Origin of the sequence: Demequina silvatica (assembly GCF_000971215.1) — a bacterium.
GTDB classification, from domain to species: Bacteria; Actinomycetota; Actinomycetes; order Actinomycetales; family Demequinaceae; genus Demequina; species Demequina silvatica.
Map to the genome: position 1 here is coordinate 104,749 of NZ_BBMA01000002.1, position 22,327 is coordinate 127,075.

Below are 22,327 nucleotides of genomic sequence, written 5' to 3' on the forward strand. Positions count from 1 at the left end.
GATCTGCGGGGCCCCGGGCGACCCGCGCCGCCCGGGAGGGACGATGCGCCGGTCACCGGCGCATCGTCCCGTGGCGCTCAGGCCAGGCGTGCCGCCAGGTTGGCGTCGAGGGTCGCGAGGAACTCCTCGGTGGTCTGCCACTCCTGGTCGGGGCCGACGAGCAGCGCGAGGTCCTTGGTCATCGCGCCGCCCTCGACGGACTTGATGATGACGTCCTCGAGGGTCTCGGCGAAGCCGGTGACCTCGGGGGTGCCGTCGAGCTTGCCGCGGTGCTTGAGTCCGCCGGTCCACGCGAAGATCGACGCGATCGGGTTGGTCGACGTCGGCTTGCCGGCCTGGTGCTGGCGGAAGTGGCGGGTGACGGTGCCGTGCGCGGCCTCGGCCTCGACGGTCTTGCCGTCCGGGGTCATGAGCACGGAGGTCATGAGGCCCAGCGACCCGAAGCCCTGCGCGACGGTGTCGGACTGGACGTCGCCGTCGTAGTTCTTGCAGGCCCAGACGTAGCCGCCCTCCCACTTCATCGCCGCGGCGACCATGTCGTCGATCAGGCGGTGCTCGTAGGTGATGCCGGCGGCGTCGAACTCCGCCTTGTACTCCTTCTCGAACACGTCCGCGAAGATGTCCTTGAACTGGCCGTCGTAGGCCTTGAGGATCGTGTTCTTGGTGGACAGGTACACCGGGTAGCCGCGCTGCAGGCCGTACGCGAAGGACGCGCGCGCGAAGTCCTCGATGGACTTGTTGAAGTTGTACATGCCCATCGCGACGCCGCCGTCGGGGCCGTAGTTCGCGACCACGTGCTCGATGGGCTCGGAGCCGTCCTCGGGTGTGAAGGTCACGGTCAGCTTGCCGGCGCCGGGCACCTTGAAGTTGGTCGCCTTGTACTGGTCGCCGTGGGCGTGACGGCCGATGACGATCGGCTTGGTCCAGCCCGGCACCAGGCGCGGGATGTTGGAGATGATGATCGGCTCGCGGAACACCACGCCGCCGAGGATGTTGCGGATGGTGCCGTTGGGCGAGACGTACATGCGCTTGAGGCCGAACTCCTCGACGCGCGCCTCGTCCGGCGTGATGGTGGCGCACTTGACGCCCACGCCGTGCTGCTTGATCGCGTTCGCCGCGTCGATGGTGATCTGGTCGTCGGTCGCGTCGCGCGACTCGATGCCGAGGTCGTAGTACTCGAGGTCCACGTCGAGGTACGGGTGGATGAGGCGGTCCTTGATGAACTGCCAGATGATCCGCGTCATCTCGTCGCCGTCGAGCTCGACGACCTTGCCTTCGACCTTGATCTTCGCCATGCGTCAGTCCTCACACCTTCGGGGATGGTGGCACCAGGCTAGTCCACCGGCCCGGGCCGTTCGTCACGGCTGGATAAGCGGGGATGAACGGCCCGCGCGTCCCCTCGCCAGGGGACGATGCGCGTGCGAGCATACGACGGAGCGCGCCTCACGCGGTGCGCCTGTCAGGAGGAACGATGAGCCAGCCGTCATTCGAGAACGAGCCCAACTCCGTGGAGGCCGACGTGGTCGAGTTCTCCGAGGAGCTCACCGACGAGGACTGGGCGGTCGACACCTCCGGCCCCGGCCTGGTGGCCCGCATGCTGGCGGAGCTCGCCGGCACCTTCATCCTGGTCTTCATGGGCGTGGGTGCCGCGCTGTTCTCCGGCGTCATGGGCTTCGACGCGATCAACGTCGCGTTCGGCTTCGCGCTGGGCGTCATCATCGCCGCGCTGATCTTCGCCGGCATCTCGGGCGCGCACCTCAACCCCGCCGTCACCGTGGGCCTGTGGCTCGCCGGCCGCTTCCCCGCACGCGACGTCGCGCCGTACGTGCTCGCGCAGGTGGTGGGCGCGACCGCCGCCGCCGGCCTCTTCTACGCGCTGCGCTCCACCAACGAGATCTACGACCAGCTGGGCACGCCCACCGAGTTCATGGCGACCGCCTCGAACGGCTACGCGGACTTCTCCCCCACGCAGTTCGATTGGGTCGCGGCCGGCGTGGTGGAGATCATCATCGCCGCGCTGCTGGTGGCCGTGGTGCTCTCCGTGACCGCCCGCAAGGCGGTGCCCGGATTCGCTCCCCTGTCGATCGGCCTCACGGTCGGCTTCCTGGTGCTGATCGCGATCCCGTTCACCAACGGCGCGCTCAACCCGGCCCGCGCCACCGGCGTGATCCTGTTCTCCGGCTCCGAGCACATCGCCCAGCTGTGGCTGTTCTGGGTGGCGCCGTTGATCGGCGCGGCCATCTCCGGCCTGCTGTTCCGGGCGTTCGGCCCCGAGGAGGACCTGGTGACCGTCGAGGTGGTCGAGGTCATCGAGGACTGAACCCTCGTCGTACGCCGACGACTCCCAATGACGGATGTGCAGGAAGTGACGCCAGTCAACTGCTGAGGCGTTCACATCCTCCACGCGAGAACGCTCGCGTCACATCTGTCATTGGGAGTCTCGCGTTTCTCAGCCCAGCGGCGTGGTCAGCCCCAGGAACAGCAGCGCGGCGGCGAGCACCACGAGCACGCCCACGTCGATCGCACGGCGGCGCACCTGGAACGCGCGCTCGACCGGCATGACGATCCGCGCCACCGCGCCCGCCGCCGCGAACGCCGCCAGCGCGAGCACGGCCACGTCGACGCCGAAGATCAGCCCCGAGAGCGAGATCGCGACCACGGCCACGGTCACCAGGACCGCGAGCCCGAGCGGGGTGCGGGTCCTCTCACCCATGCGCGCCTCCTGGTGGCCTAGTGGAAGAAGTGCCTGGTACCGGTGTGGTACAGCGTGATGCCTGCCGCCTCCGCGGCCGCGATCACCTCAGCATCGCGCACCGAGCCGCCGGGCGACGCCACGGCGCGCACGCCGCCGTCGATCAGCACCTGGAGGCCGTCCGCGAACGGGAAGAACGCGTCGGACGCGGCCACGGAGCCGACCGCCCGCTCCTCGCCTGCGCGGCTCACAGCGAGCCGGCACGAGTCGACGCGGTTGACCTGGCCCATGCCGATGCCCACGGCGCCGCCGTCCTTCGCGAGCAGGATCGCGTTCGACTTCACCGCGCGGCATGCGCGCCACGCGAACTCGAGCTCCGCGAGCGTCGCCTCGTCCGCGACGGGGCCGGCGACGTGCTGCCACGTCGAGGCCGGGTCGCCGGGCGCGTCGATCGCGTCGGCCTGCTGCACCAGCAGCCCGCCGCTCACGCGACGCCATTCGGCCACCAGCGGCACCGGGTCGATCTCGAGGATGCGCAGGTTCTTCTTCTTGGCGAGGATCTCGACGGCCTCGTCCTCGTAACCGGGGGCGACCACCACCTCGGTGAAGATCTCCGCGATCTGACGCGCCGCATCGGCCGTCACCACGCCGTTGGCTGCGATCACGCCGCCGAACGCGCTCACCGGGTCCGTCGCGTGCGCCTTGGCGTGCGCCTCCGCGATGCTGTCCCCCACCGCGATGCCGCACGGGTTGGCGTGCTTGATCACCGCGACGGCCGGGCCGGCGTGGTCGTACGCGGCGCGCACGGCGGCGTCCGCGTCGACGTAGTTGTTGAAGGACATCTCCTTGCCGTGCAGCTGGCGCGCACCGGCGATGCCGGCGCCCGAGCCGTCGGAGTACAGGGCGGCGTTCTGGTGCGGGTTCTCGCCGTAGCGCAGGGCGGCCGTGCGGGTGAACGATGCGCCCATCCAGCCGGGCAGGCCCGTCCCCTCGTCGTCGGGCGCCTGGGTGCTGCCCAGCCACGAGGCGACCTGGACGTCGTACTCCGCGGTGTGGCGGAACGCCTTGACGGCGAGCTGGGTGCGCTCGGCGAGGGTGAAGCCGCCGTGGCCCACCGCGCTGGCCGCGTGCTCGTAGTCCGCGGGGTCCACCACGACGGCGACGCTGGCGTGGTTCTTCGCGGCGCCGCGCACCATCGAGGGGCCGCCGATGTCGATCTGCTCGACCACCTCGTCGTCCGAGGCGCCGGACGCGACGGTCGCGGCGAACGGGTAGAGGTTCACCACCACCAGGTCGAACGCCTCGATGCCCAGCTCCGCGAGCTGCGCGACGTGCGAGTCGAGGCGACGGTCCGCGAGGATGCCGGCGTGCACGTTCGGGTGGAGCGTCTTGACGCGTCCGTCTAGGCACTCGGGGAAGCCGGTGAGCTCCTCGACCGGGGTGACGGGCACGCCCGCGGCGGCGATGCGCTGCGCGGTCGAGCCGGTGGAGACGATCTGCACGCCCTCGTGGGTGAGCGCGGTCGCGAGCTCCTCGATGCCGGTCTTGTCGTACACGGAGATGAGGGCGCGGCGGACGGCCTGACGCTCGGTCATGGTGACTCCTCGGTGATGGGGTTCGCCGCTCCGATGCGCACGGTGCGGCCGGTGACGGTCCAGCCCTCGCGCGCGAGGCGGCCGAGCGTGGCCGTGACCAGCACCCGCTCCACCTCCTTGATGCGCTCGTGGAGGGTGGACTCGGTGTCGTCGTCGAGGACCTCGACCGCCGCCTGCGCGACGATGGGCCCGGTGTCCACGCCGGCGTCGACGACGATGACGGTGCAGCCCGTCACCTTCGCCCCGCCGGCGAGGGCGTCCCTCACCCCGTGCGCGCCGGGATAGGCGGGCAGCAGGGCGGGGTGCGTGTTGAGGATGCGGCCGCCGAAGCGCTCGAGCGAGGGCGCACCGAGCAGCCGCATGAAGCCCGCGAGCAGCACGATCTCGGGGTCGAAGGTCGCGACGGTGCGGGCGATCGCCTGGTCCCACAGCGCGCGGGACTCGAAGTCGGCCAGCCGCACCACGGCCGTGGGGACGCCGGACTCGCGCGCGATGTCGAGCGCGCCGATCCCGTCCTTGTCCGTGACCACGCCGACCACGCGGGCGCCGTAGGCGGCCTCGCGCGCGGCCTCGAGCACGGCGCGAAGCGTGGACCCTGCCCCGGAGGCGAGCACCACGACACGCCGGGGACGGGGTGCGTTTGTCACAGCGTCGAGCCTATCGGCATGCTGGGGGTCACACCGACCGAGGGAGCCCCATGCCGCCCACCCCCGACGCCGTGCCCGAGGTGGGTGCCGGCGCTCGCCGAGCCGTGCAGTGGAGCCTCGGGCTCCTCACCGCGATGCTGCTGGTGCCGCTGTTCGGACCCACGTGGGGGCTGTCCTCGCTGATCCTCGCGCCCGCCACCGCCGCAGCCATGATCACCGCGCTGGTGCTGCTGCGCGGCGTGCGCCTGCCCGGGCTCAAGGTGGTGCTCGCGATCGGCATCGGGGCCTCCGCGATCGCGCTGCTCTACGGCCTCGGCCTGGTGATCCTGCACGACCAGGTCCAGGCGCTCACCGACTGCCAGGCGAACGCGATCACCGAGACGGCGCGCCAGGTGTGCCTCGACGAGTACGAGCAGTCCTACCTCGACCTGCTCGACGAGTGGGGTCTCACCGTCCCGAGCCAGCTGGCTCCCTGACGGGAGCCGCCGGGGCGACCGGGGTCACCGGGGCGCCCGAGCCGGCCGGCGCATCGTCCCTTCGCAGGCGACCGCGCGCCCACCGCCAGGCGGCCACCGTGGCCCACACCGCGCCGTAGCCCGCCGCCACCAGCGCGGTGCCGATGAGCGTGACGGGCACGATCTCCGCGCCCACCTGCTCCAGGCGGCCGGGGCCGGCGGCGCCGCGCGACGCGGCGGTCAAGGCGGCGAACCCGAGCGCGACCGCCGCGATGGCGACCCCGGCGGAGCGCGCCGAGGCCCAGTCGAGCCCGATCCGGCGGCCGAGGAACGCCCGCGCCAGCGCCGCGAGCGCCACGACCGCGACCGGCGCCCACGTCCACCAGCCTCCCGAGCCGGACGGCAGCGCGCCCAGGAGCGGCAGCTGCGGGAGGGCGTCGACAGTGAGGGTGTCCGGCGCGTACAGCGAGCCGGTGCCGACCACGAACCCGGGGCCCACCAGCCACGCGACCATCCAGCACACCAGGGTGGGGACGTAGAGCGTCTCGGCGATCGCGAGGGCGCCCGCGCCCAGGGGATCCATGCGCAGGTCGGAGGCGAGGGTCGCGATGCGGTCCATGCCGAGCACCGCCCACACGCCGCCGATCGCGGCCGCCACGCTCACCACCAGCGCGAGCGTGCCGAGGCCCAGGCGCAGTCCGGCGCGGACCTCGTCGGGGATGACGTCGAGCAGGTGCAGGCGCGCGCCGTACGCGCGCCAGATGCCCGCCGCGACCGCGGGCGCGGCGATGAGCGCGCACACCAGCGCGGCGCGCAGGGCGCCGGCCTCGCGCGAGCCGTCGGGGCTGCCGAGCCACCCGATCACCGCCGCCCCCGCCGCGAAGGTCGCGACGCCGAGCGCCCAGCTGGTCCACGTCTTCACCGCGAAGCGGCGCGCGACGCCCATGAGGATCGCGGCGCTCACCAGCGGCATGCCGAGCGGCACCAGCGACAGCGTCGCCCCGCCGAACACGATCGGCACGCCGTGGCCCAGCAGCCACACGGACGTCGCGACGGTGGCCGCGCCCGCCCAGTCCACCGCGGCGGAGCCGTCGAGGCTGGGGGCTCCCGCGACCGCCGCGAGCGCGGGCGCGAGCACCACCAGGTAGGACAGCGCGACGGCCTGGAGCCCGGTCAGCGCGCCGCCCGCCCAGCCCGGCAGCGCCGCCCGGAGGCGGTCGAGGCGCGCGGGTCTGGTGGAGTCGGCGGGCATGGCAACCATGGTCGCCTCTCGGCGGGACGATGCGGTGGACCGGCGCGCGGCGACGTCGCCCGGGCAGGCGGTCGGGTGGGCGTCCGAGCGGCCGCCCCCGGGGCCGTCCGGGTAGTGTCAGGACGTGTCTGGATCCCGTCAGGATCCGCGACGGCGGCCCCCTCCCCGCGATGCGATGGAGGCATGGAACCCCTCCTCACCATGCTCGCGGTGGTCGCCGCGATCGCCGCCGTCGCCTACGTCGGCTGGACCCTGATCTCCTCCGGGAGGCGCTGACGTGACCGACCTGATCGGCGTCGCCGTCCTCGTCGGACTGCTCGCCCTCCTCCAGTGGCCGCTCGGCACGCTGCTCGCGCGTGCCGCCACCTCGACCCGCCACCTCCGCGTCGAGCGCGCCGTCTACCGCGTGGTGGGCGTCGCCCCCGACGCGCAGCAGTCCACCCGCTCCTACGCGGGCGCCGTGGTGGCGTTCTCGACCCTGGGCGTCGTGCTGCTCACCGCGATCCTGCTGATGAACAGGGCGCTCCCCTTCTCCGAGGGCACCGCCGGGATGGGGTTCGCGGGCGCGCTCAGCACCGCCATCAGCTTCGTCACCAACACCAACTGGCAGTGGTACTCCGGCGAGGTCGCGCTGGGGTACACCGCGCAAGCGGCCGGCCTCACGGTCCAGAACTTCCTGTCCGCCGCCGTCGGAATCGCGGTCGCGTTCGTCCTGGTCCGCGCCCTGGCCGCGCACCGCTCGGCGACTCTGGGCAACTTCTGGGTGGACATCACCCGCATCACCGTGCGCGTGCTGCTCCCGATCGCGGCGGTGTCCGCGGTGCTGCTCATCGCGGGCGGAGTCATCCAGACCCTCGCCGACCCCACCACCGTCACCGGCGTCACCGGCGCGGCCCAGACCCTCCCCGGCGGCCCGGTCGCCACGCAGGAGGCCATCAAGCAGCTCGGCACCAACGGCGGCGGCTTCTTCAACGCCAACGCCGCCCACCCCTTCGAGAACCCGACGGCGTGGACCAACCTCCTGTCGATGGTGCTCATGCTCGCCATCCCGTTCTCGCTCCCCCGCGCGCTCGGGCTCATCCTCGGCAACCGCCGCCAGGGCTACGCCGTGCTCGGCGCGATGACCACCCTGTGGGTGGCCTCGGCCGGCCTGCTCATCTGGGCCGAGCACGCCGCGGGCGGGCTGGCCCCGACCGCCGCGGGCGCCGCGCTCGAGGGCAAGGAGACGCGCTTCGGCCTGACCGCCTCGGCCCTCTACGCCGCTTCCACCACCGGCACCAGCACCGGATCCGTCAACGCGATGCACGACTCGCTCACCGCACCCGGCGGCCTCATCGCCTCCGCGTCGATGGGCCTGGGGGAGATCGCGCCCGGCGGCGTGGGCTCGGGCCTGTACGGCATGCTCGTGATCGCGATCCTCGCGGTGTTCCTCGCCGGCCTCATGGTGGGACGCACGCCCGAGATCTACGGCAAGCGCATCCGCGCCGCCGCGATGACCCGCGTCGCGCTGTACACGGTCGCGACGCCCGTCCTGGTGCTGGCCGGGTTCGCGGCCACGATGGCGATCCCTTCGCTGCACTCTGCCGTGACCCAGGACGGCGCGCACGGCGTGAGCTCGGCGTTGTACGCCTACCTCAGCGCCGGCAACAACAACGGCTCCGCGTTCGGCAGCTTCGACTCCTCCGGCACGCCGCAGCTGCTGCTCATGGGCGCCGTCATGCTGCTCGGCCGGTTCCTCCCCATGCTGCTGGTGATCTCCCTGGCGGGCGTGCTCGCCCGCGAGCCGCGCGTGCCCGCGGGCGCGGGGACGATGCGCACCGACGGCCCCCTGTTCACCGTCCTTCTCGTGGGCGTCGCCGTCGTGGTCGCCCTCCTCACCTACGCCCCGGCGCTCGCGCTGGGCCCCATCGCGGAGTCCCTCGCATGACCACCTCCTTCCTCGCCCAGCTGCGCGACGCGCTCCCCCTCGCCGTGCGCAAGATGTCCCCCAAGGCCCTCATCGACGCCCCCGTGATGCTCGTCGTGTGGGCGGGCGCCGCGCTCACCACGGTCGCGTGCCTCGTCACCCCGTCGGTGTTCGCCGTCTCGATCACCCTGTGGCTGTGGGGCACCGTCTTCCTCGCCGCGATGTCCGAGGCGATCGCCGAGGGCCGCGGCCGCGCCCAGGCCGCCGCGCTGCGCGCCCTGCGGGAGGACCTCTCCGCGAGGCTCCTCGGCGAGGGTGACGAGCGCATCGTCCCCGCCTCCCAGCTGCGCCCGGGCGACGTGGTGCGCGTCTCCGCGGGCCAGGTCATCCCCGCCGACGGCGACGTCATCGACGGCGCCGCGACGGTCGACGAGTCCGCCGTCACCGGCGAGTCCGCCCCCGTGATCCGCGAGTCGGGCGGCGATCGCAGCTCCGTCACCGGCGGCACGCGCGTGCTGTCGGACCAGATCGACGTGCGGGTGACCGCCGCCTCCGGCGAGAGCTTCGTCGACCGCATGATCGCACTGGTCGAGGGCGCCGAGCGCACGCGCACCCCCAACGAGATCGCGCTCGGGATCCTCCTCAGCGCCCTCACGCTGGTGTTCCTGGTGGTGGTGGCGCTGCTACCCGCCATGTCCGAGGGTGCGGGCGGCGGCGCGATCCCCCTCGTCACCCTGGTCGCCCTGCTGGTGTGCCTCATCCCCACCACCATCGGCGCGCTGCTGCCGGCGATCGGCATCGCCGGCATGAACCGCCTGCTCGCGAGGAACGTGCTCGCCACCTCGGGCCGCGCGGTCGAGGCGGCCGGCGACGTCGACGTGCTGCTGCTCGACAAGACCGGCACCATCACGCTGGGCGACCGTCAGGCGCGCCGCCTCATCCCCGCCGGCGACGAGCGCGAGGAGGACCTCGCCCGCGCGGCCAGGCTCGCCTCGCTCGCGGACCACACCCCGGAAGGGCGGTCCATCGTCACGCTCGTGGACGGCCTCACGGGCGACGCCGCCGTCGCGCCCGCCGACGCGATCGTGGTCCCCTTCAGCGCCACCACCCGCATGTCGGGCGTCGACATCCCCGGCCCCGCGGGCATGTCGGTACGCAAGGGCGCGGCATCCGCGGTGCGTGCCTGGGCGGGCGGCGACCTGCCGCGCGACGTGGACGATGCGGTGCGCCGGGTCAGCCGCGAGGGCGCCACCGCGCTGGTGGTCGCCCGGCGCCTCACCGATCGGCCCGTCGAGGTGATGGGCGTGATCGCGCTCGAGGACATCGTCAAGGAAGGGCTGCCCGCGCGGTTCGCCGAGGTCCGTGCGATGGGCATCTCCACCGTGATGGCCACCGGCGACAACCTGCTGACCGCGCAGGCGATCGGCCGCCAGGCCGGCATCGACGACGTGCTCGCCGAGGCGACCCCCGAAGACAAGATCGCGCGCATCCGGCACGAGCAGTCCGCGGGCCGCCTGGTCGCGATGACGGGCGACGGCACCAACGACGCGCCCGCGCTCGCGCAGGCGGACGTCGGCGTCGCCATGAACTCCGGCACCGCGGCCGCGAAGGAGGCCGCCTCGATGGTCGACCTCGACTCCGACCCGTCGAAGCTCATCGACATCGTCGACGTGGGCAAGCGGCTGCTCGTCACCCGCGGCGCGCTCACCACCTTCTCGATCGCGAACGACGTGGCGAAGTACTTCGCGATCCTCCCCGCGCTGTTCGCCGCCACGATCCCGGGACTCGCGTCGCTCAACATCATGGGCCTCGCGACCCCGGAGTCCGCGGTGCTGTCCGCGGTGATCTTCAACGCGCTCGTGATCGTCGCGCTGGTCCCGCTCGCCCTGCGCGGGGCGCGCTTCCGGCCCGCCAGCGCCGACGTGCTGCTGCGCCGCAACCTCCTCACCTACGGCCTCGGGGGTCTGATCGCGCCGTTCGTCGGCATCGCGCTCATCGACCTCGTCGTCCGCCACATCCCCGGGATCGGAGCCTGACATGACCACCACCACCCGGCCCACCGGCCGCTCGTCCGCCGGCCGGCTCGGCGCATCGTTCCGGGCGACCGCCCACCCCCGCACGGTCGGCGCGGCGCTCCGCATGCTCCTCGTGGCGACCGTGGTCCTCGGCATCCTCTACCCCCTCGCCGGGGTCGCCGTCGGCGCCCTCATGCCCGCCCGCGCCGCCGGCTCGCTCATCGAGGTCGACGGCACGGCCGTCGGCTCCTCCCTCATCGGACAGGCGGTCGAGGGCGACGCGTGGTTCCACGGCCGGCCGTCCGCGGTCGACAACGACGCGATGGCCTCCGGCGGCTCGAACGCCGGCCCGAACAGCCCCGACCTCGTGGCCGCGATCGAGGAGCGCCGCGCGGAGGTGGCCGCCCGCGAGGGCGTCGACCCGGCGAGCGTGCCCGCCGACGCGGTCACCGCGTCGGCCTCCGGCCTGGACCCGCACATCTCCGCCGCGTACGCCGCGCTGCAGGTCGAGCGCGTCGCGCGCGAGCGCGGGCTCGAGGTCGAGGAGGTCGAGGCGCTCGTCGCGGAGGCGACCTCCGGCGAGCCGTGGCTGGCCCTCGGGGACGCGACGGTGAACGTCACCGTGCTCAACGCGTCCCTCGCGGCGCTCGGATGACCGGAGCGTCACCGACCATGCACGGCCGCCCCCGGCACCACAATGAGGACGTGAGCGAGCAACCGTCGCGCGTCCGCCGGGGCCGGCTGCGCATCTACCTGGGCGCCGCGCCCGGCGTGGGCAAGACCTTCGCCATGCTCGACGAGGGCAACCGGCGCCTCGAGCGCGGGGCGGACGTGGTGGTCGGCTTCGTCGAGACTCACGGCCGAGCGGCGACCGAGGCCGCGATCGCCGGGCTCGAGGTGCTCCCCCGCGCCGTCCACGCGCATCGGGGGATCGACCTGGGCGAGCTCGACGTCGACGCGCTGATCGCGCGCGACCCGGACATCGCCCTCATCGACGAGCTCGCGCACACCAACGCACCCGGCGGTCGGCACCCCAAGCGCTGGGAGGACGTCGAGGAGGTGCTTGCGGCGGGTATCGACGTCATCACCACCCTCAACGTGCAGCACCTCGAGTCCCTCAACGACGTGGTGCGGGACATCACCGGCGTGGTGCAGCGCGAGACCATCCCCGACCACGTGGCACGCGCCGCGGACCAGATCGAGCTGGTCGACATGAGCCCGCAGGCGCTGCGCCGTCGACTCGCGCACGGCAACGTCTACCCGCCCGACCGGATCGACGCGGCGCTCGCGCAGTTCTTCCGCGAGGGCAACCTCACCGCGCTGCGCGAGATCGCGCTGCTGTGGCTCGCCGACCGTGTCGACGCCGCCCTCGAGCAGTACCGCCAGGCCAACGAGATCTCCCAGCCGTGGCGCGCCCGCGAGCGCGTGGTGGTCGCGCTGAGCGGCGACCCCGAGGGAGACGCGCTGGTGAGACGCGCCATCCGGATCGTGGAGCGCGCGAGCGGTGGGCAGCTCTACGCGGTCCACGTCACCCACGCGGACGGCCTCACCTCCGGCAGCGAGCACGACCTCGCGCGACAGCGGCGGCTGGTCGAGGACGCGGACGGCACCTTCCACGTGGTCGCGGGCGAGCGCGTATCGGAGGCCGTGCTCGACTTCGCACGCGGCGTCAACGCCTCCCAGATCGTGGTGGGCGAGTCCACCCGGTCGCGGGTACGGGCCGCGTTCTCGCTCACGGACACCCGCGGGATCATCCGCGGCTCGGAGGACATCGACGTGCTGGTGGTGAGCCACCACGGGGTCGAGACCGGGCGGCTGAGGCGCCGGCGGGAGGGCCGCCTGAGCGGACGCCGCGTGGCCGCGGGATGGACGATGGCGGCGGTCGGGGTGCCCGCGCTCGCGGGCCTGCTCGTGTGGTCGGGTTCCTCCGACGAGCTCTCCTTCGCGCTGATGGCGTTCCTGTCGCTGACCGTCGGCGTCGCCGCGGTGGGCGGGCTCGGACCCGCGCTGCTCGCGGCCGCGCTGTCGGCGGTGTGCACCAACTTCTTCTTCTCGGAGCCGCGCCTCACCCTCCACATCGCGCGCCCCGAGGACGCCATCGCGATCGCGCTGCTGTTCCTGGTGGCGGTGGGCGTCTCGCGGTTGGTGTCGGGCGCGGCGACGCGCGCCCGCGAGGCCACCGCCGCGCGCGCCGAGGCGGACCTCGTGACCTCGGCGTCGCTCGACGTGATCGCGGGCGGCGACGCGATCCCGGCGCTGCTCGCGCGGCTGCGCGAGGGCTTCGGGCTCGCCGGGCTGCGCATCGTCACGGCCGACGGCGCCACCATCGGCACGGACCCGGCCGCGCCCGCGGGCGAGCCCGCCGCGGTGCTGCCCCTCGAGGACGGCGCGCGCGTCCTACTTTGGGGGGAACCGCTCCCGCCTCGCTCGATGCGCGTGGTGCTCGCGGTGTGCGCCCAGGCCGCGGCGCTCGCCGAGCGGCGCGACGCCGCCGTGGATCGGGCGCGAGCCCGCACGGACCGCGAGCGCGGGGAGGTGCGGCGGGCGATCCTCGCGGCCGTGAGCCACGACCTGCGCACGCCGCTCGCGGGGATCGTCGCAGCCGCGAGCGCGCTGTCAAGCCCGAGCCTCGACGTCGACGAGGCCGACGCCCGCGCGCTGCTCGCGGACATCCGCATCAGCGCCGACAGGCTGCAGCACCTGGTCGACGACCTGCTCGACATGACGCGCATCGACACCGGCGCGGTGACCGCGACCGCGCAGCCCACCTGGATCATGGACACGCTGGTCGCCGCCTGCGCGGGCGTCGACCCCGACGCGGTCGAGCTCGACGTGGCCGACGACGTGGGCCAGGTGGAGATCGACGGCGGGCTGCTCGAGCGGGTGATCGCCAACCTGGTGGAGAACGCCGTGCGCCACTCGCCTGCGGATGTGCCGGTGCGCGTGAGCACGCGGCGGTCCGCCACGGAGCTGGTGATCGCGATCGTCGACCGCGGCGCGGGGGTGCCGGAGGCGGACCGCGACCGGATGTTCGAGTCCTTCCAGCGGCTCGGGGACGCACCGGGCGGTGCGGGTCTGGGCCTCGGGCTCGCCGTCGCGCGCGGGCTCGCGACGGCGATCGGCGCGGACCTGCGCGCCGACGACACCCCTGGTGGGGGCCTCACCATGGTGGTGACGGTGCCGCTCGGCGACGAGCCCCCGGCGGTAGGGTCGGCGCCATGACCGTGCTGATCGTCGAGGACGATCGGGTGCTCGCGAGGGCGCTCGCGATCGTGCTGCGCGCCCACGGCGACGAGCCCGTGGTCGCGACCACCGGCCGCGAGGCGATCTCGCTCGCGGCGCAGGTGGATGCCGCCGCGATGATCCTCGACCTCGGGCTGCCCGACATGGACGGGTTCGCGGTGATCGAGGCGGTGCGCGGCTGGAGCGCCATGCCGATCGTGGTGCTGTCCGCCCGCCACGAGCCTCGCGAGAAGGTCCGCGCGCTCGACGCCGGGGCCGACGACTACGTCACCAAGCCGTTCGACGTCGACGAACTGCTCGCGCGCCTACGCGCCGCGACCCGGCGCCGCGCCGGCGAGACCGCGACGCGGGAGGTGCGCACCGCATCGTTCACCGTGGATCTCGCCGCGCGGAGGGTGGTGCGCGACGGCGCCGAGGTGGGCGTCACCCCGACCGAGTGGCGCCTGCTCGAGATGCTCGCGCGCGAGCCCGGGCGGGTGGTGGCGAGGGAGGACCTGCTCGCGAGCCTCCGCGGGCCGTCGGTGCCGCACCGGACCCATTACCTGCGGGTCTACGTGCAGCAGCTGCGGGCGAAGCTCGAGCCCGTGCCCGCCGAGCCGCGGCACCTCATCACGGTCCCGGGCGTCGGCTACCGGCTCGATCTCTGAGCCGACCCCACGACGACGGGGCCCGGGCGATCGCCCGAGCCCCGCATCGTTCCCGCGCGATCAGGCGCCGGTGAGGATCTCCCGCATGAGGCGCGCGGTCTCCGACGGGGTCTTGCCCACGCGGACGCCGGCGGCCTCGAGGGCCTCCTTCTTGGCCTGCGCGGTGCCGGCCGAGCCGGACACGATCGCGCCGGCGTGGCCCATGGTCTTGCCCTCGGGCGCCTCGAAGCCGGCCACGTAGCCCACCACGGGCTTGGTGACGTGCTCCCTGATGTACGCCGCGGCGCGCTCCTCGGCGTCGCCGCCGATCTCGCCGATCATGACGATCGCGTCCGTGTCCGGGTCGTTCTGGAACGCCTCGAGGCAGTCGATGTGGGTGGTGCCGACGATCGGGTCGCCGCCGATGCCCACGGCCGTCGAGAAGCCGATATCCCGCAGCTCGAACAGCATCTGGTAGGTCAGCGTGCCCGACTTCGAGACCAGCCCGATGCGGCCGGGTCCCGTGATGGTGGCCGGCGTGATGCCCACGTTCGACGCGCCGGGCGTGATGAGCCCCGGGCAGTTGGGGCCGATCAGGCGGGTGCCCTTGGACTGCGCATACGCGAAGAACTCGGCGGTGTCCGCGACCGGGACGCCCTCGGTGATGATGACCACCAGCGGCATGCCGGCGTCGACGGCCTCCATGACGGCGGCCTTGGTGAACGGCGGCGGCACGAACAGCACGGACACGTCCGCGCCGGTCTCGGCCATGGCCTCCGCGACCGTGCCGTACACGGGCACCAGCACGTCGCCGGGGAACTCGACCTCGGCGCCCGCCTTGCGCGGGTTGACGCCGCCGACGATCGTGGTGCCGGAGGCGAGCATGCGCTGCGTGTGCTTCATGCCCTCGGAGCCGGTCATGCCCTGGACGATGACCTTGGACTCTGCGGTGAGGAAGATTGCCACGTTGTCTCCTTAGGAAGCGGCGGCGGCGAGCTCGGCGGCCTTGGCCGCGGCGCCGTCCATGGTGTCGACGATGGTCACGAGCGGGTGGTCGGCGTGCGCGAGGATCGCGCGCCCCTCCTCGACGGCGTTGCCGTCCAGGCGCACCACCAGCGGCTTGGTCGCCTTGTCACCCAGCGCCTGGAGCGCGCCGACGATGCCGTCCGCGACCGCGACGCACGACGTGATGCCGCCGAACACGTTGACGAACACGCTCTTGACCTGCGGGTCGTGCAGGATCACGTCGAGGCCGTTGGCCATCACCTCGGCCGAGGCGCCGCCGCCGATGTCGAGGAAGTTCGCCGGCTTCTGGCCGCCGAACTGCTCGCCCGCGTACGCGACCACGTCGAGCGTCGACATGACCAGGCCCGCGCCGTTGCCGATGATGCCCACGGAGCCGTCGAGCTTCACGTAGTTGAGGTTCATGTGCTTGGCCTTGGCCTCGAGCGGATTCGCCGCGGCCTTGTCCTCGAGCGCCGCGTGGTCCGCGTGACGGAACTCGGCGTTCTCGTCCAGGGTGACCTTGCCGTCGAGCGCGATGATCGAGCCGTCCTCGGTGCGGACCAGGGGGTTGACCTCGACGAGCGTCGCGTCTTCCTCCTTGTACACGGTCCACAGGGTCTGGATGACGCCGGCGACCTGGTCGCGCAGGTCCGCGGGGAAACGCGCGGCGTCCACGATCTCGTAGGCCTTCGCCTCATCGATGCCCACCAGCGGGTCGACCGCGACGCGCGCGAGGGCGTCCGGGCGCTCGACCGCGAGCTGCTCGATCTCCATGCCGCCCTCGACGGAGCACATCGCGAGGTAGCGACGCTCGGCGCGGTCCAGCAGCACGGAGAAGTAGAACTCCTCGGCGATCGCGGCGCCGGCGGCGATCATCACGCGGTGGACCGTGTGGCCCTTGATGTCCATCCCGAGGATCGCGGCGGCGTGCGCCTCGGCCTCGTCGGGGTTCTTGGCGACCTTGACGCCGCCCGCCTTGCCACGTCCGCCCACCTTCACCTGAGCCTTGACGACGACGATGCCGCCCAGCTGCGCGGCCGCGGCGCGTGCCTCGGCGGGGGTCTCGGCGACGATGCCGGGGAGCACGGGTACGCCGTGCTTCTCGAACATGTCGCGCGCCTGGTACTCGTACAGGTCCATGCACTGTCCTCACGCGAGAGTGCGCGCCCTCGTCGGCGCGCGGGTCCGTTGGTGCAGGCTCAGCCTACCCACGTCGTACACGATCGCGGGACCAAGGTCCCCTGCCCCACCGGTTCGCTCAGCGCGGTCAGTTCGCTCAGCACGGTCAGTTCGCTCAGCACGGTTTCGCCCGCGACACCCCGCGGGCAGGGGGACGATGCGCGGGCCGGCTCCGCGTGTCAGGCACCAGACCGTGCGGGGCGAAGTGGGTAGCGGGTCAGGGGGTCACGTCGCCCGGGGACACGAACCCGCTCTCGTAGGCCACGATCACGGCCTGCGTGCGGTCGCGCACCCCGAGCTTCATGAGGATCGACGCGACGTGCGACTTCACCGTCTCCACCGACACGAACAGCTCCGACGCGATCTCGCCGTTGGACCGTCCCCGCGCGAGCGCCCGCAGCACGTCCTGCTCGCGCTCGGTGAGGTCGGGCAGGCGCTGCGAGCCGGCCGTCGCGAACCGCTCGATCACCGCGCGCGTCGAGGCGGGGAACAGCAGCGACTGCCCGGATGCGACCACCCGGATGGACTCGATGAGCTCCGCCGGCGGGACCCGCTTGAGCACGAACCCGGAGGCACCCGAGCGCATCGCCTCGAACACGTACTCGTCCACCTCGAACGTGGTGAGGACCAGCACGCGGGTGGGCACCCCCGCGGCCACGATCTCCCGGGTGGCGGTGAGCCCGTCCACGCCGGGCATGCGGATGTCCATGAGCACCACGTCGGGCCGCTCGCGCGCGGCCAGCGTGACGGCCCCGGCGCCGTCGCCGGCCTCGCCGATGACCTCCCAGCCCGGCTCCGAGCCGACGATCGCGCGCAGGCCCATGCGCACCAGCGGATCGTCGTCGACGATCGCCACCCTCACGCGTCCACCTCCACGCGCAGATCGTCCCACGGAGAGCCGACCGGCGCCGTGCGCAAGGTCGCCTCGAGCGGCAGCAGCGCCATCACCCGGTACCCGCCGTCCGAGGTGGGGCCGATCGCGGTGCGCCCGCCGAGCAGCGTGACCCGGTCGCGCATCCCCGACACACCGTGCCGCCGGCCGGTGCCGCCGCCCACCCGCTCCCCGACCGGGGCGCCGTTGACCACCTCGATGCCCAGCGCATCGTCCTCCCGCGCGACCCTCACCCGCACGGTCGCGCCGGGCGCGTGCCGCGCCGCGTTGGTGAGCGACTCGCGGACTATCCCGAAGGCCGCGCGCCCGAGCGCGGGCGGCACTGTCACCACGTCGACCTCCGCGTCCACGGTCATGCCGGCCTCGCGGGCGGCGTCGATGAAGCGGGGGATGTCGGCGAGCGTGGGCAGGGGCGCGCGTTCGGCCTGCTCGCCGCGGATGGTGGCGATGATCCGGTCGAGCTCGCCCATCGCGGCGCGGCCGCGCTCCTCGATGTTCCTCAGCGCCTGGCGCGCGAACTCCGGGTCGGAGTCGAACACGTGCGCGCCCGCGCCGGCCTGCACGATGTTCATGGTGATCATGTGCCCGATGCTGTCGTGCAGCTCCTGGTCGATCCGGACCTGCTCCTCGGCGAGCTCGGCGCGCGCGGTCGCGGCCTTGGCGATGTCGGTGTCGCACAGCCCGAGCGCGCCGCGCGCCATCATCACGTGCAGCGCCGCCATGCCGCGCACCGCCCACGCCGGCAGGTGCGCCACCACCAGCACCACCGGGCTGCCGACCGCGACCCAGAAGGTGACGGTGTCGACCACGGCACGGGCCTCGGCGTCGACGGTGCCCCACCCGAGCGCGTCGAGCAGCCCGGTCTGATACGCGAGCGCGATCACCACGGCCGCGATCAGCGACACCGGCACCACCAGCGCGATCACCGCGACCGCGAAGGCGATCGGGGCGAGCAGCAGCCGCCCGGCGATCCACGCGAGCGTCCGCCACGAGGGCACGTCGTGGAACGGCGCGAGCGCGCGCTTGATGCGCCCGCCCTGCGGCACGCGCATGGGGGCCGGCGGCAGCACGCACGCGTCGATGAGCGCGTTCGCGAGGCCGCGCTCGAACGTCTGGATGGGCCGCAGCGACGCCTGCATCGCCACCAGCAGCACCAGCCCCACCCACAGCACCGCGAGCCCCACCCCGAGCGCATACATGGTGACCGCGTAGACGAACAGCACGATCGCGATCGGCAGCGAGATGAGCAGGTAGCCGATCGCGGTCCAGGTGCGCGCCTCCCACGAGGCGGCGAAGTACGTGCGGATCAGGTCCATGAGGCCATGGTGCCGCGCGGGGGCACCCGGTGTCCTCGTTCCCGCGGAGGGAACCCTTCCCCCGGGCGGGGGAGACGAACGCACGAATCCCTCGGGAGGGTCACACGACTCTTCACCCGCGCGAGCCCCACGATTCATCCGGAAGCGGGCCGCGGCGCGGCACCACCGCTGCCTACGTTCGAGAAAGCCGCATACGGGCCACCCTGCCCCACCGCGGCACCCACAGGGGGAGGACCCATGAACATCGGACTGACCGGGCGCATCGCCCGAGGCGCGGCCGCCCGGCCGTGGCTGACCATCGCGGCGTGGCTGGTGGCGATCGCCGCCGCCGTGCTCGCCGCCGGGGGGCTGGGCGACAGCCTCACCCAGGACGACCGCGTCCTGGTCGCCACCGACTCGCAGGAGGCGGACGACCGCAACCAGGAGCTGCGCGGCAGCGCCTCCGCCACCGAGAGCGAGACCGTGGTGGTCCGCGCGGACGGCGCGACCTTCGGCGACGCCTCCTTCGACAAGGTGATCGCGGACGTGGTCGCGGGCCTCGACGCCATCCCCGGCGTGGTCGAGGTGGCCGCACCGACCGCCGACCAGCCGTTCCCGGTCTCCGAGGACGGCACCGCGGCGCTCGTCACCGCCGAGGTCATGCCCGACGAGGAGGACGCCGTCGCTCTCGAGATCCAGCGCGCGACCGCCGCCGCCGACGTCGAGGGCTTCACCCTGCTCAACATGGGCGAGGTCACGGCGCAGCAGGCGTTCGACGCGATCGCGGAGGAGTCGCTCATGCGCGGCGAGATGATCGGCATCTCGGTGGCGCTGGTGATCCTGGTGGTGGTGTTCGGGGCGTTGGTGGCAGCCGGCCTGCCGCTCATGGTCGCCGCGGTGTCCATCGTCACGGCCCTCGGCGCGACCGCGATCGTCGGTCAGGTGTTCGAGCTGTCCTTCTTCATCGTCAACATGATCACGATGATGGGCCTCGCGCTCGGCATCGACTACAGCCTGGTCGCGGTGCAGCGCTTCCGCGAGGAGCTCGCGCACGGCCGCACCGTCAAGGAGGCCGTCGCGATCACCGGCTCGACCGCCAACCGCGCCGTCATGTTCTCAGGGATCACCGTGGTGATCTCCCTGATCGGCCTGCTGCTGGTCCCGTCGACCATCATGCGCTCGCTCGGCGCGGGCGCGATCCTGGTCGCCATCATGTCCGTGATCGCGGCGCTCACGCTGCTGCCCGCGGTGCTGCGCCTCCTGGGCCACCGCGTCAACCGCGGCCGCATCCCCACCGCCCACCCGGGCCGCGAGCCCAAGACGTGGACCGCCATCGCGCGCGCCGTCATCGCGCGCCCGGCGATCTCCGCGGGCGTGGGCCTCGCGCTGCTGGTCGCGCTCGCGCTGCCGTTCCTGTCGATGCGCCTCACCTTCGCGGGCGTCGAGTCCCTGCCCGCGGACAACGAGATGCGCCAGGCCTCCGAGGTGCTGGTCGACCAGTTCGGCCAGGGCCAGAGCGGCACGGTGGTCGCGATCGACGACGCGGGCTCCGCGACCGTCCAGGTCGAGCAGCTCGCCCGCACCATCGAGGAGGACGCCGCGTTCGCGGAGACCGCCGTCGACTGGCACGGCGACGCCGCGTTCATCGACACCCGCGACGTCAACGACGCCTCCTCGATCGAGGCCGAGCAGGCCATCGACCGCCTCCGCACCGTCATGGCGCCCGCGGCGCTCGACGGCACCGACGCGGTCGCGTACGTGGGCGGCGACCAGGCGGAGTCGGACGACTTCACCGACACCATCCTCGACTACACCCCGTGGGTGCTGCTCACGGTGCTCGGCGCGACGTTCGTGCTGCTGCTGCTCGCATTCCGCACGCTCGCGATCCCCCTCACCGCGATCGCGCTCAACGTGCTCTCCGCGGGCGCGGCGCTGGGCCTCCTGGTCGGGGTGTTCCAGTACGGCTGGGGCGCGGAGCTGTTCGGGTTCGCGCAGGTCGACGGCATCGCCCCCTGGCTCCCGCTGTTCCTGTTCGCGGTGCTCTTCGGGCTGTCGATGGACTACCACGTGTTCCTCATCAGCCGCATCAAGGAGCGCTACGACGTCACCGGCGACACCCGCGACGCCGTGGTCCACGGCCTGTCGCGTACCGGCTCGCTCATCACGGGCGCGGCGCTCATCATGGTCGCGGTGTTCCTGGGCTTCGCGCTCGGCGACCTCGCCGAGTTCCAGCAGATGGGCTTCGGGCTCGCCGCCGCGGTCATCATCGACGCGACCGTGGTCCGCACCGTCCTGGTGCCGTCCATCATGACGCTGCTGGGCCGCCACAACTGGTCCCTGCCGCGCTGGCTCGGCTGGCTCCCGCAGGTCCGGATCGAGGGCGCGGCACCCGAGCCGCCGCGCGAGAAGGAGCTCGTGGGGGTCTGAACCCCGAGAAGGGACGATGCGCCGGGAGCCTCACGCTCCCGGCGCATCGTTCCGCGTGGTGGGGTGGGGTCAGCCGACCCCGAAGCGGTTCGCGGTCTCCTTGATGGAGCGGGCGGACGCCTCGAGGAGGGCCTTCTCCGAGTCGTCCATCGGGGTGGTGGCCTGGTGCTCGATGCCGTTGCGGCCGATCACGGCGGGCAGCGACATGCAGACCTCGCCGACGCCCGGGTAGTCGATGAGCGTCGAGACCGGCATGATGCGGCGCTGGTCGCCCAGGACCGCCTCGACGATCCGCGCTCCCGCGGCGCCGACGGCGTAGTTGGTCGCACCCTTGCCCTCGATGATCGTGTACGCGGAGCGCATCACGTCGTGGTGGATCTGCTCACGCACCTCGGGCGTCATGACGATCTCGCCGTCGCGGCCGCGCCACTCCATGAGCGGCTGGCCGCCGATGGTGGCCGAGGACCACAGCGCCACCTCGGAGTCGCCGTGCTCGCCCGCGATGTACGCGTGCACGTTGCCCACCGCGATGTCGCAGTACTTGGCCACCTGGTGGCGCAGGCGCGACGTGTCGAGCGCGGTGCCGGAGCCGAACATGCGGCTCGGGTCCATGCCGGACTTCTTGATCGCGGCGTACGTCACCACGTCGACCGGGTTGGTCACCAGGATGTAGATGGCGTCGGGCGCGACCTCGAGCAGCGGCGGCAGCACCTTGTCCATGAGGGAGATGGTCGCGCCGGCGAGGTCCATGCGGGTCTGGCCGGGCTGCTGCTTCGCGCCGGCGGTGATGACCACCACGTCCGAGTCCTCGACCACCCCGATGTCCGAGGAGCCGAGCACCGTCGCCTCGGGCATGAACTGGATGCCCTGCGCCAGGTCGAGCGCCTCCGCCTCGACCTTCGCGGTGTTGATGTCGTACAGCGCGACGGTCCGCGCGAATCCGCGCATCAGGCCTGCGTAGGCGAGGGTCGAGCCCACGGCTCCTGCGCCGACGATCGACACCTTCGAGGTCTTGTCCGACATGCCATCCTCCTGGGGTAACGGTCCAGGTCGAGCCTAGCGGCGGGGGACGATGCGCGTCGCGCGTCAGGGACGATG

General features: G+C 72.9%; 18 protein-coding genes. 8 read left to right on the plus strand and 10 right to left on the minus strand.

Annotated elements, in window-relative coordinates; genetic code table 11:
- Nucleotides 1-77: 77 nt before the first annotated feature.
- Entirely contained in the window at nucleotides 78-1,295 is a 1,218-nt protein-coding gene (locus AOM05_RS00465) for an NADP-dependent isocitrate dehydrogenase (RefSeq protein WP_062518668.1), read from the minus strand.
- A 176-nt stretch (nucleotides 1,296-1,471) separates the two neighbouring features.
- Here AOM05_RS00465 and AOM05_RS00470 point away from each other — a divergent pair, with 176 nt between their 5' ends.
- Nucleotides 1,472-2,320, plus strand: coding sequence for an aquaporin (locus AOM05_RS00470; protein WP_062518669.1), 849 nt, complete (start codon nucleotides 1,472-1,474; stop codon nucleotides 2,318-2,320).
- 129 nt (nucleotides 2,321-2,449) lie between these two features.
- Here AOM05_RS00470 and AOM05_RS00475 read toward each other — a convergent pair whose 3' ends face one another.
- The 3 genes from AOM05_RS00475 to purN are packed head-to-tail and all read right to left on the minus strand — an operon-like array spanning nucleotide 2,450 to nucleotide 4,934.
- Nucleotides 2,450-2,713 carry a hypothetical protein gene (locus AOM05_RS00475; RefSeq protein WP_062518670.1) on the minus strand — a complete coding sequence of 88 codons (264 nt, stop codon included), beginning with the start codon at nucleotides 2,711-2,713 and terminating at the stop codon, nucleotides 2,450-2,452.
- A 17-nt stretch (nucleotides 2,714-2,730) separates the two neighbouring features.
- Nucleotides 2,731-4,287, minus strand: a complete 1,557-nt coding sequence (gene purH, locus AOM05_RS00480) for a bifunctional phosphoribosylaminoimidazolecarboxamide formyltransferase/IMP cyclohydrolase (RefSeq protein ID WP_062518671.1) — start codon at nucleotides 4,285-4,287, stop codon at nucleotides 2,731-2,733.
- The gene (gene purN / locus AOM05_RS00485) at nucleotides 4,284-4,934 is read right to left on the minus strand and encodes a phosphoribosylglycinamide formyltransferase (RefSeq protein ID WP_062518672.1); all 651 of its coding nucleotides are present in this window, start codon (nucleotides 4,932-4,934) and stop codon (nucleotides 4,284-4,286) included. The genes purH and purN overlap by 4 nt, the downstream gene beginning before the upstream one ends.
- Before the next feature lie 50 nt (nucleotides 4,935-4,984).
- Between purN and AOM05_RS00490 the strand changes: the two genes are divergently transcribed.
- Entirely contained in the window at nucleotides 4,985-5,410 is a 426-nt protein-coding gene (locus tag AOM05_RS00490) for a hypothetical protein (RefSeq protein ID WP_062518673.1), read from the plus strand.
- Here the strand turns inward: AOM05_RS00490 and AOM05_RS00495 are convergent.
- Nucleotides 5,382-6,641: a cell division protein PerM gene (locus AOM05_RS00495; RefSeq protein ID WP_062518674.1), complete on the minus strand. Its 1,260-nt coding sequence runs from the start codon at nucleotides 6,639-6,641 to the stop codon at nucleotides 5,382-5,384. The genes AOM05_RS00490 and AOM05_RS00495 overlap by 29 nt on opposite strands.
- Before the next feature lie 277 nt (nucleotides 6,642-6,918).
- Between AOM05_RS00495 and kdpA the strand changes: the two genes are divergently transcribed.
- The 5 genes from kdpA to AOM05_RS00520 are packed head-to-tail and all read left to right on the plus strand — an operon-like array spanning nucleotide 6,919 to nucleotide 14,452.
- Nucleotides 6,919-8,568, plus strand: a complete 1,650-nt coding sequence (kdpA, locus tag AOM05_RS00500; RefSeq protein WP_062518675.1) for a potassium-transporting ATPase subunit KdpA — start codon at nucleotides 6,919-6,921, stop codon at nucleotides 8,566-8,568.
- Nucleotides 8,565-10,583, plus strand: coding sequence for a potassium-transporting ATPase subunit KdpB (gene kdpB / locus AOM05_RS00505; RefSeq protein ID WP_062518676.1), 2,019 nt, complete (start codon nucleotides 8,565-8,567; stop codon nucleotides 10,581-10,583). Before kdpA ends, kdpB begins: the two co-directional genes overlap by 4 nt.
- Nucleotide 10,584: 1 nt before the next feature.
- Nucleotides 10,585-11,217 carry a potassium-transporting ATPase subunit KdpC gene (kdpC, locus tag AOM05_RS00510; RefSeq protein ID WP_082097149.1) on the plus strand — a complete coding sequence of 211 codons (633 nt, stop codon included), beginning with the start codon at nucleotides 10,585-10,587 and terminating at the stop codon, nucleotides 11,215-11,217.
- Nucleotides 11,218-11,267: 50 nt separating this feature from the next.
- The gene (locus AOM05_RS00515) at nucleotides 11,268-13,784 is read left to right on the plus strand and encodes a sensor histidine kinase (protein WP_062518677.1); all 2,517 of its coding nucleotides are present in this window, start codon (nucleotides 11,268-11,270) and stop codon (nucleotides 13,782-13,784) included.
- On the plus strand, nucleotides 13,781-14,452 hold the full coding sequence (locus tag AOM05_RS00520) for a response regulator (protein ID WP_062518678.1): 672 nt from the start codon (nucleotides 13,781-13,783) through the stop codon (nucleotides 14,450-14,452). Before AOM05_RS00515 ends, AOM05_RS00520 begins: the two co-directional genes overlap by 4 nt.
- Nucleotides 14,453-14,512: 60 nt before the next feature.
- Here AOM05_RS00520 and sucD read toward each other — a convergent pair whose 3' ends face one another.
- The 4 genes from sucD to AOM05_RS00540 all read right to left on the minus strand — a co-directional run bounded on the left by sucD (nucleotide 14,513) and on the right by AOM05_RS00540 (nucleotide 18,823).
- Nucleotides 14,513-15,397: a succinate--CoA ligase subunit alpha gene (sucD, locus tag AOM05_RS00525; protein ID WP_062518679.1), complete on the minus strand. Its 885-nt coding sequence runs from the start codon at nucleotides 15,395-15,397 to the stop codon at nucleotides 14,513-14,515.
- Between the two features lie 9 nt (nucleotides 15,398-15,406).
- Complete coding sequence (gene sucC / locus AOM05_RS00530) at nucleotides 15,407-16,576, minus strand: ADP-forming succinate--CoA ligase subunit beta (protein ID WP_062518680.1); 1,170 nt, start codon at nucleotides 16,574-16,576, stop codon at nucleotides 15,407-15,409.
- A gap of 256 nt (nucleotides 16,577-16,832) precedes the next feature.
- Nucleotides 16,833-17,477, minus strand: a complete 645-nt coding sequence (locus AOM05_RS00535; protein ID WP_082097150.1) for a response regulator transcription factor — start codon at nucleotides 17,475-17,477, stop codon at nucleotides 16,833-16,835.
- A complete protein-coding gene (locus AOM05_RS00540; RefSeq protein WP_062518681.1) occupies nucleotides 17,474-18,823 on the minus strand; it encodes a sensor histidine kinase in 1,350 nt (449 codons plus the stop codon). The genes AOM05_RS00535 and AOM05_RS00540 overlap by 4 nt, the downstream gene beginning before the upstream one ends.
- Before the next feature lie 237 nt (nucleotides 18,824-19,060).
- On the opposite strand from AOM05_RS00540, the gene AOM05_RS00545 reads away from it, so the two are divergent.
- Nucleotides 19,061-21,229 (plus strand): MMPL family transporter, encoded by a 2,169-nt coding sequence (locus AOM05_RS00545; protein WP_062518682.1) that lies wholly within the window; start codon nucleotides 19,061-19,063, stop codon nucleotides 21,227-21,229.
- Nucleotides 21,230-21,298: 69 nt separating this feature from the next.
- Here the strand turns inward: AOM05_RS00545 and AOM05_RS00550 are convergent, their stop codons facing one another.
- Nucleotides 21,299-22,252: an L-lactate dehydrogenase gene (locus AOM05_RS00550; protein ID WP_062518683.1), complete on the minus strand. Its 954-nt coding sequence runs from the start codon at nucleotides 22,250-22,252 to the stop codon at nucleotides 21,299-21,301.
- Nucleotides 22,253-22,327 lie beyond the last annotated feature (75 nt).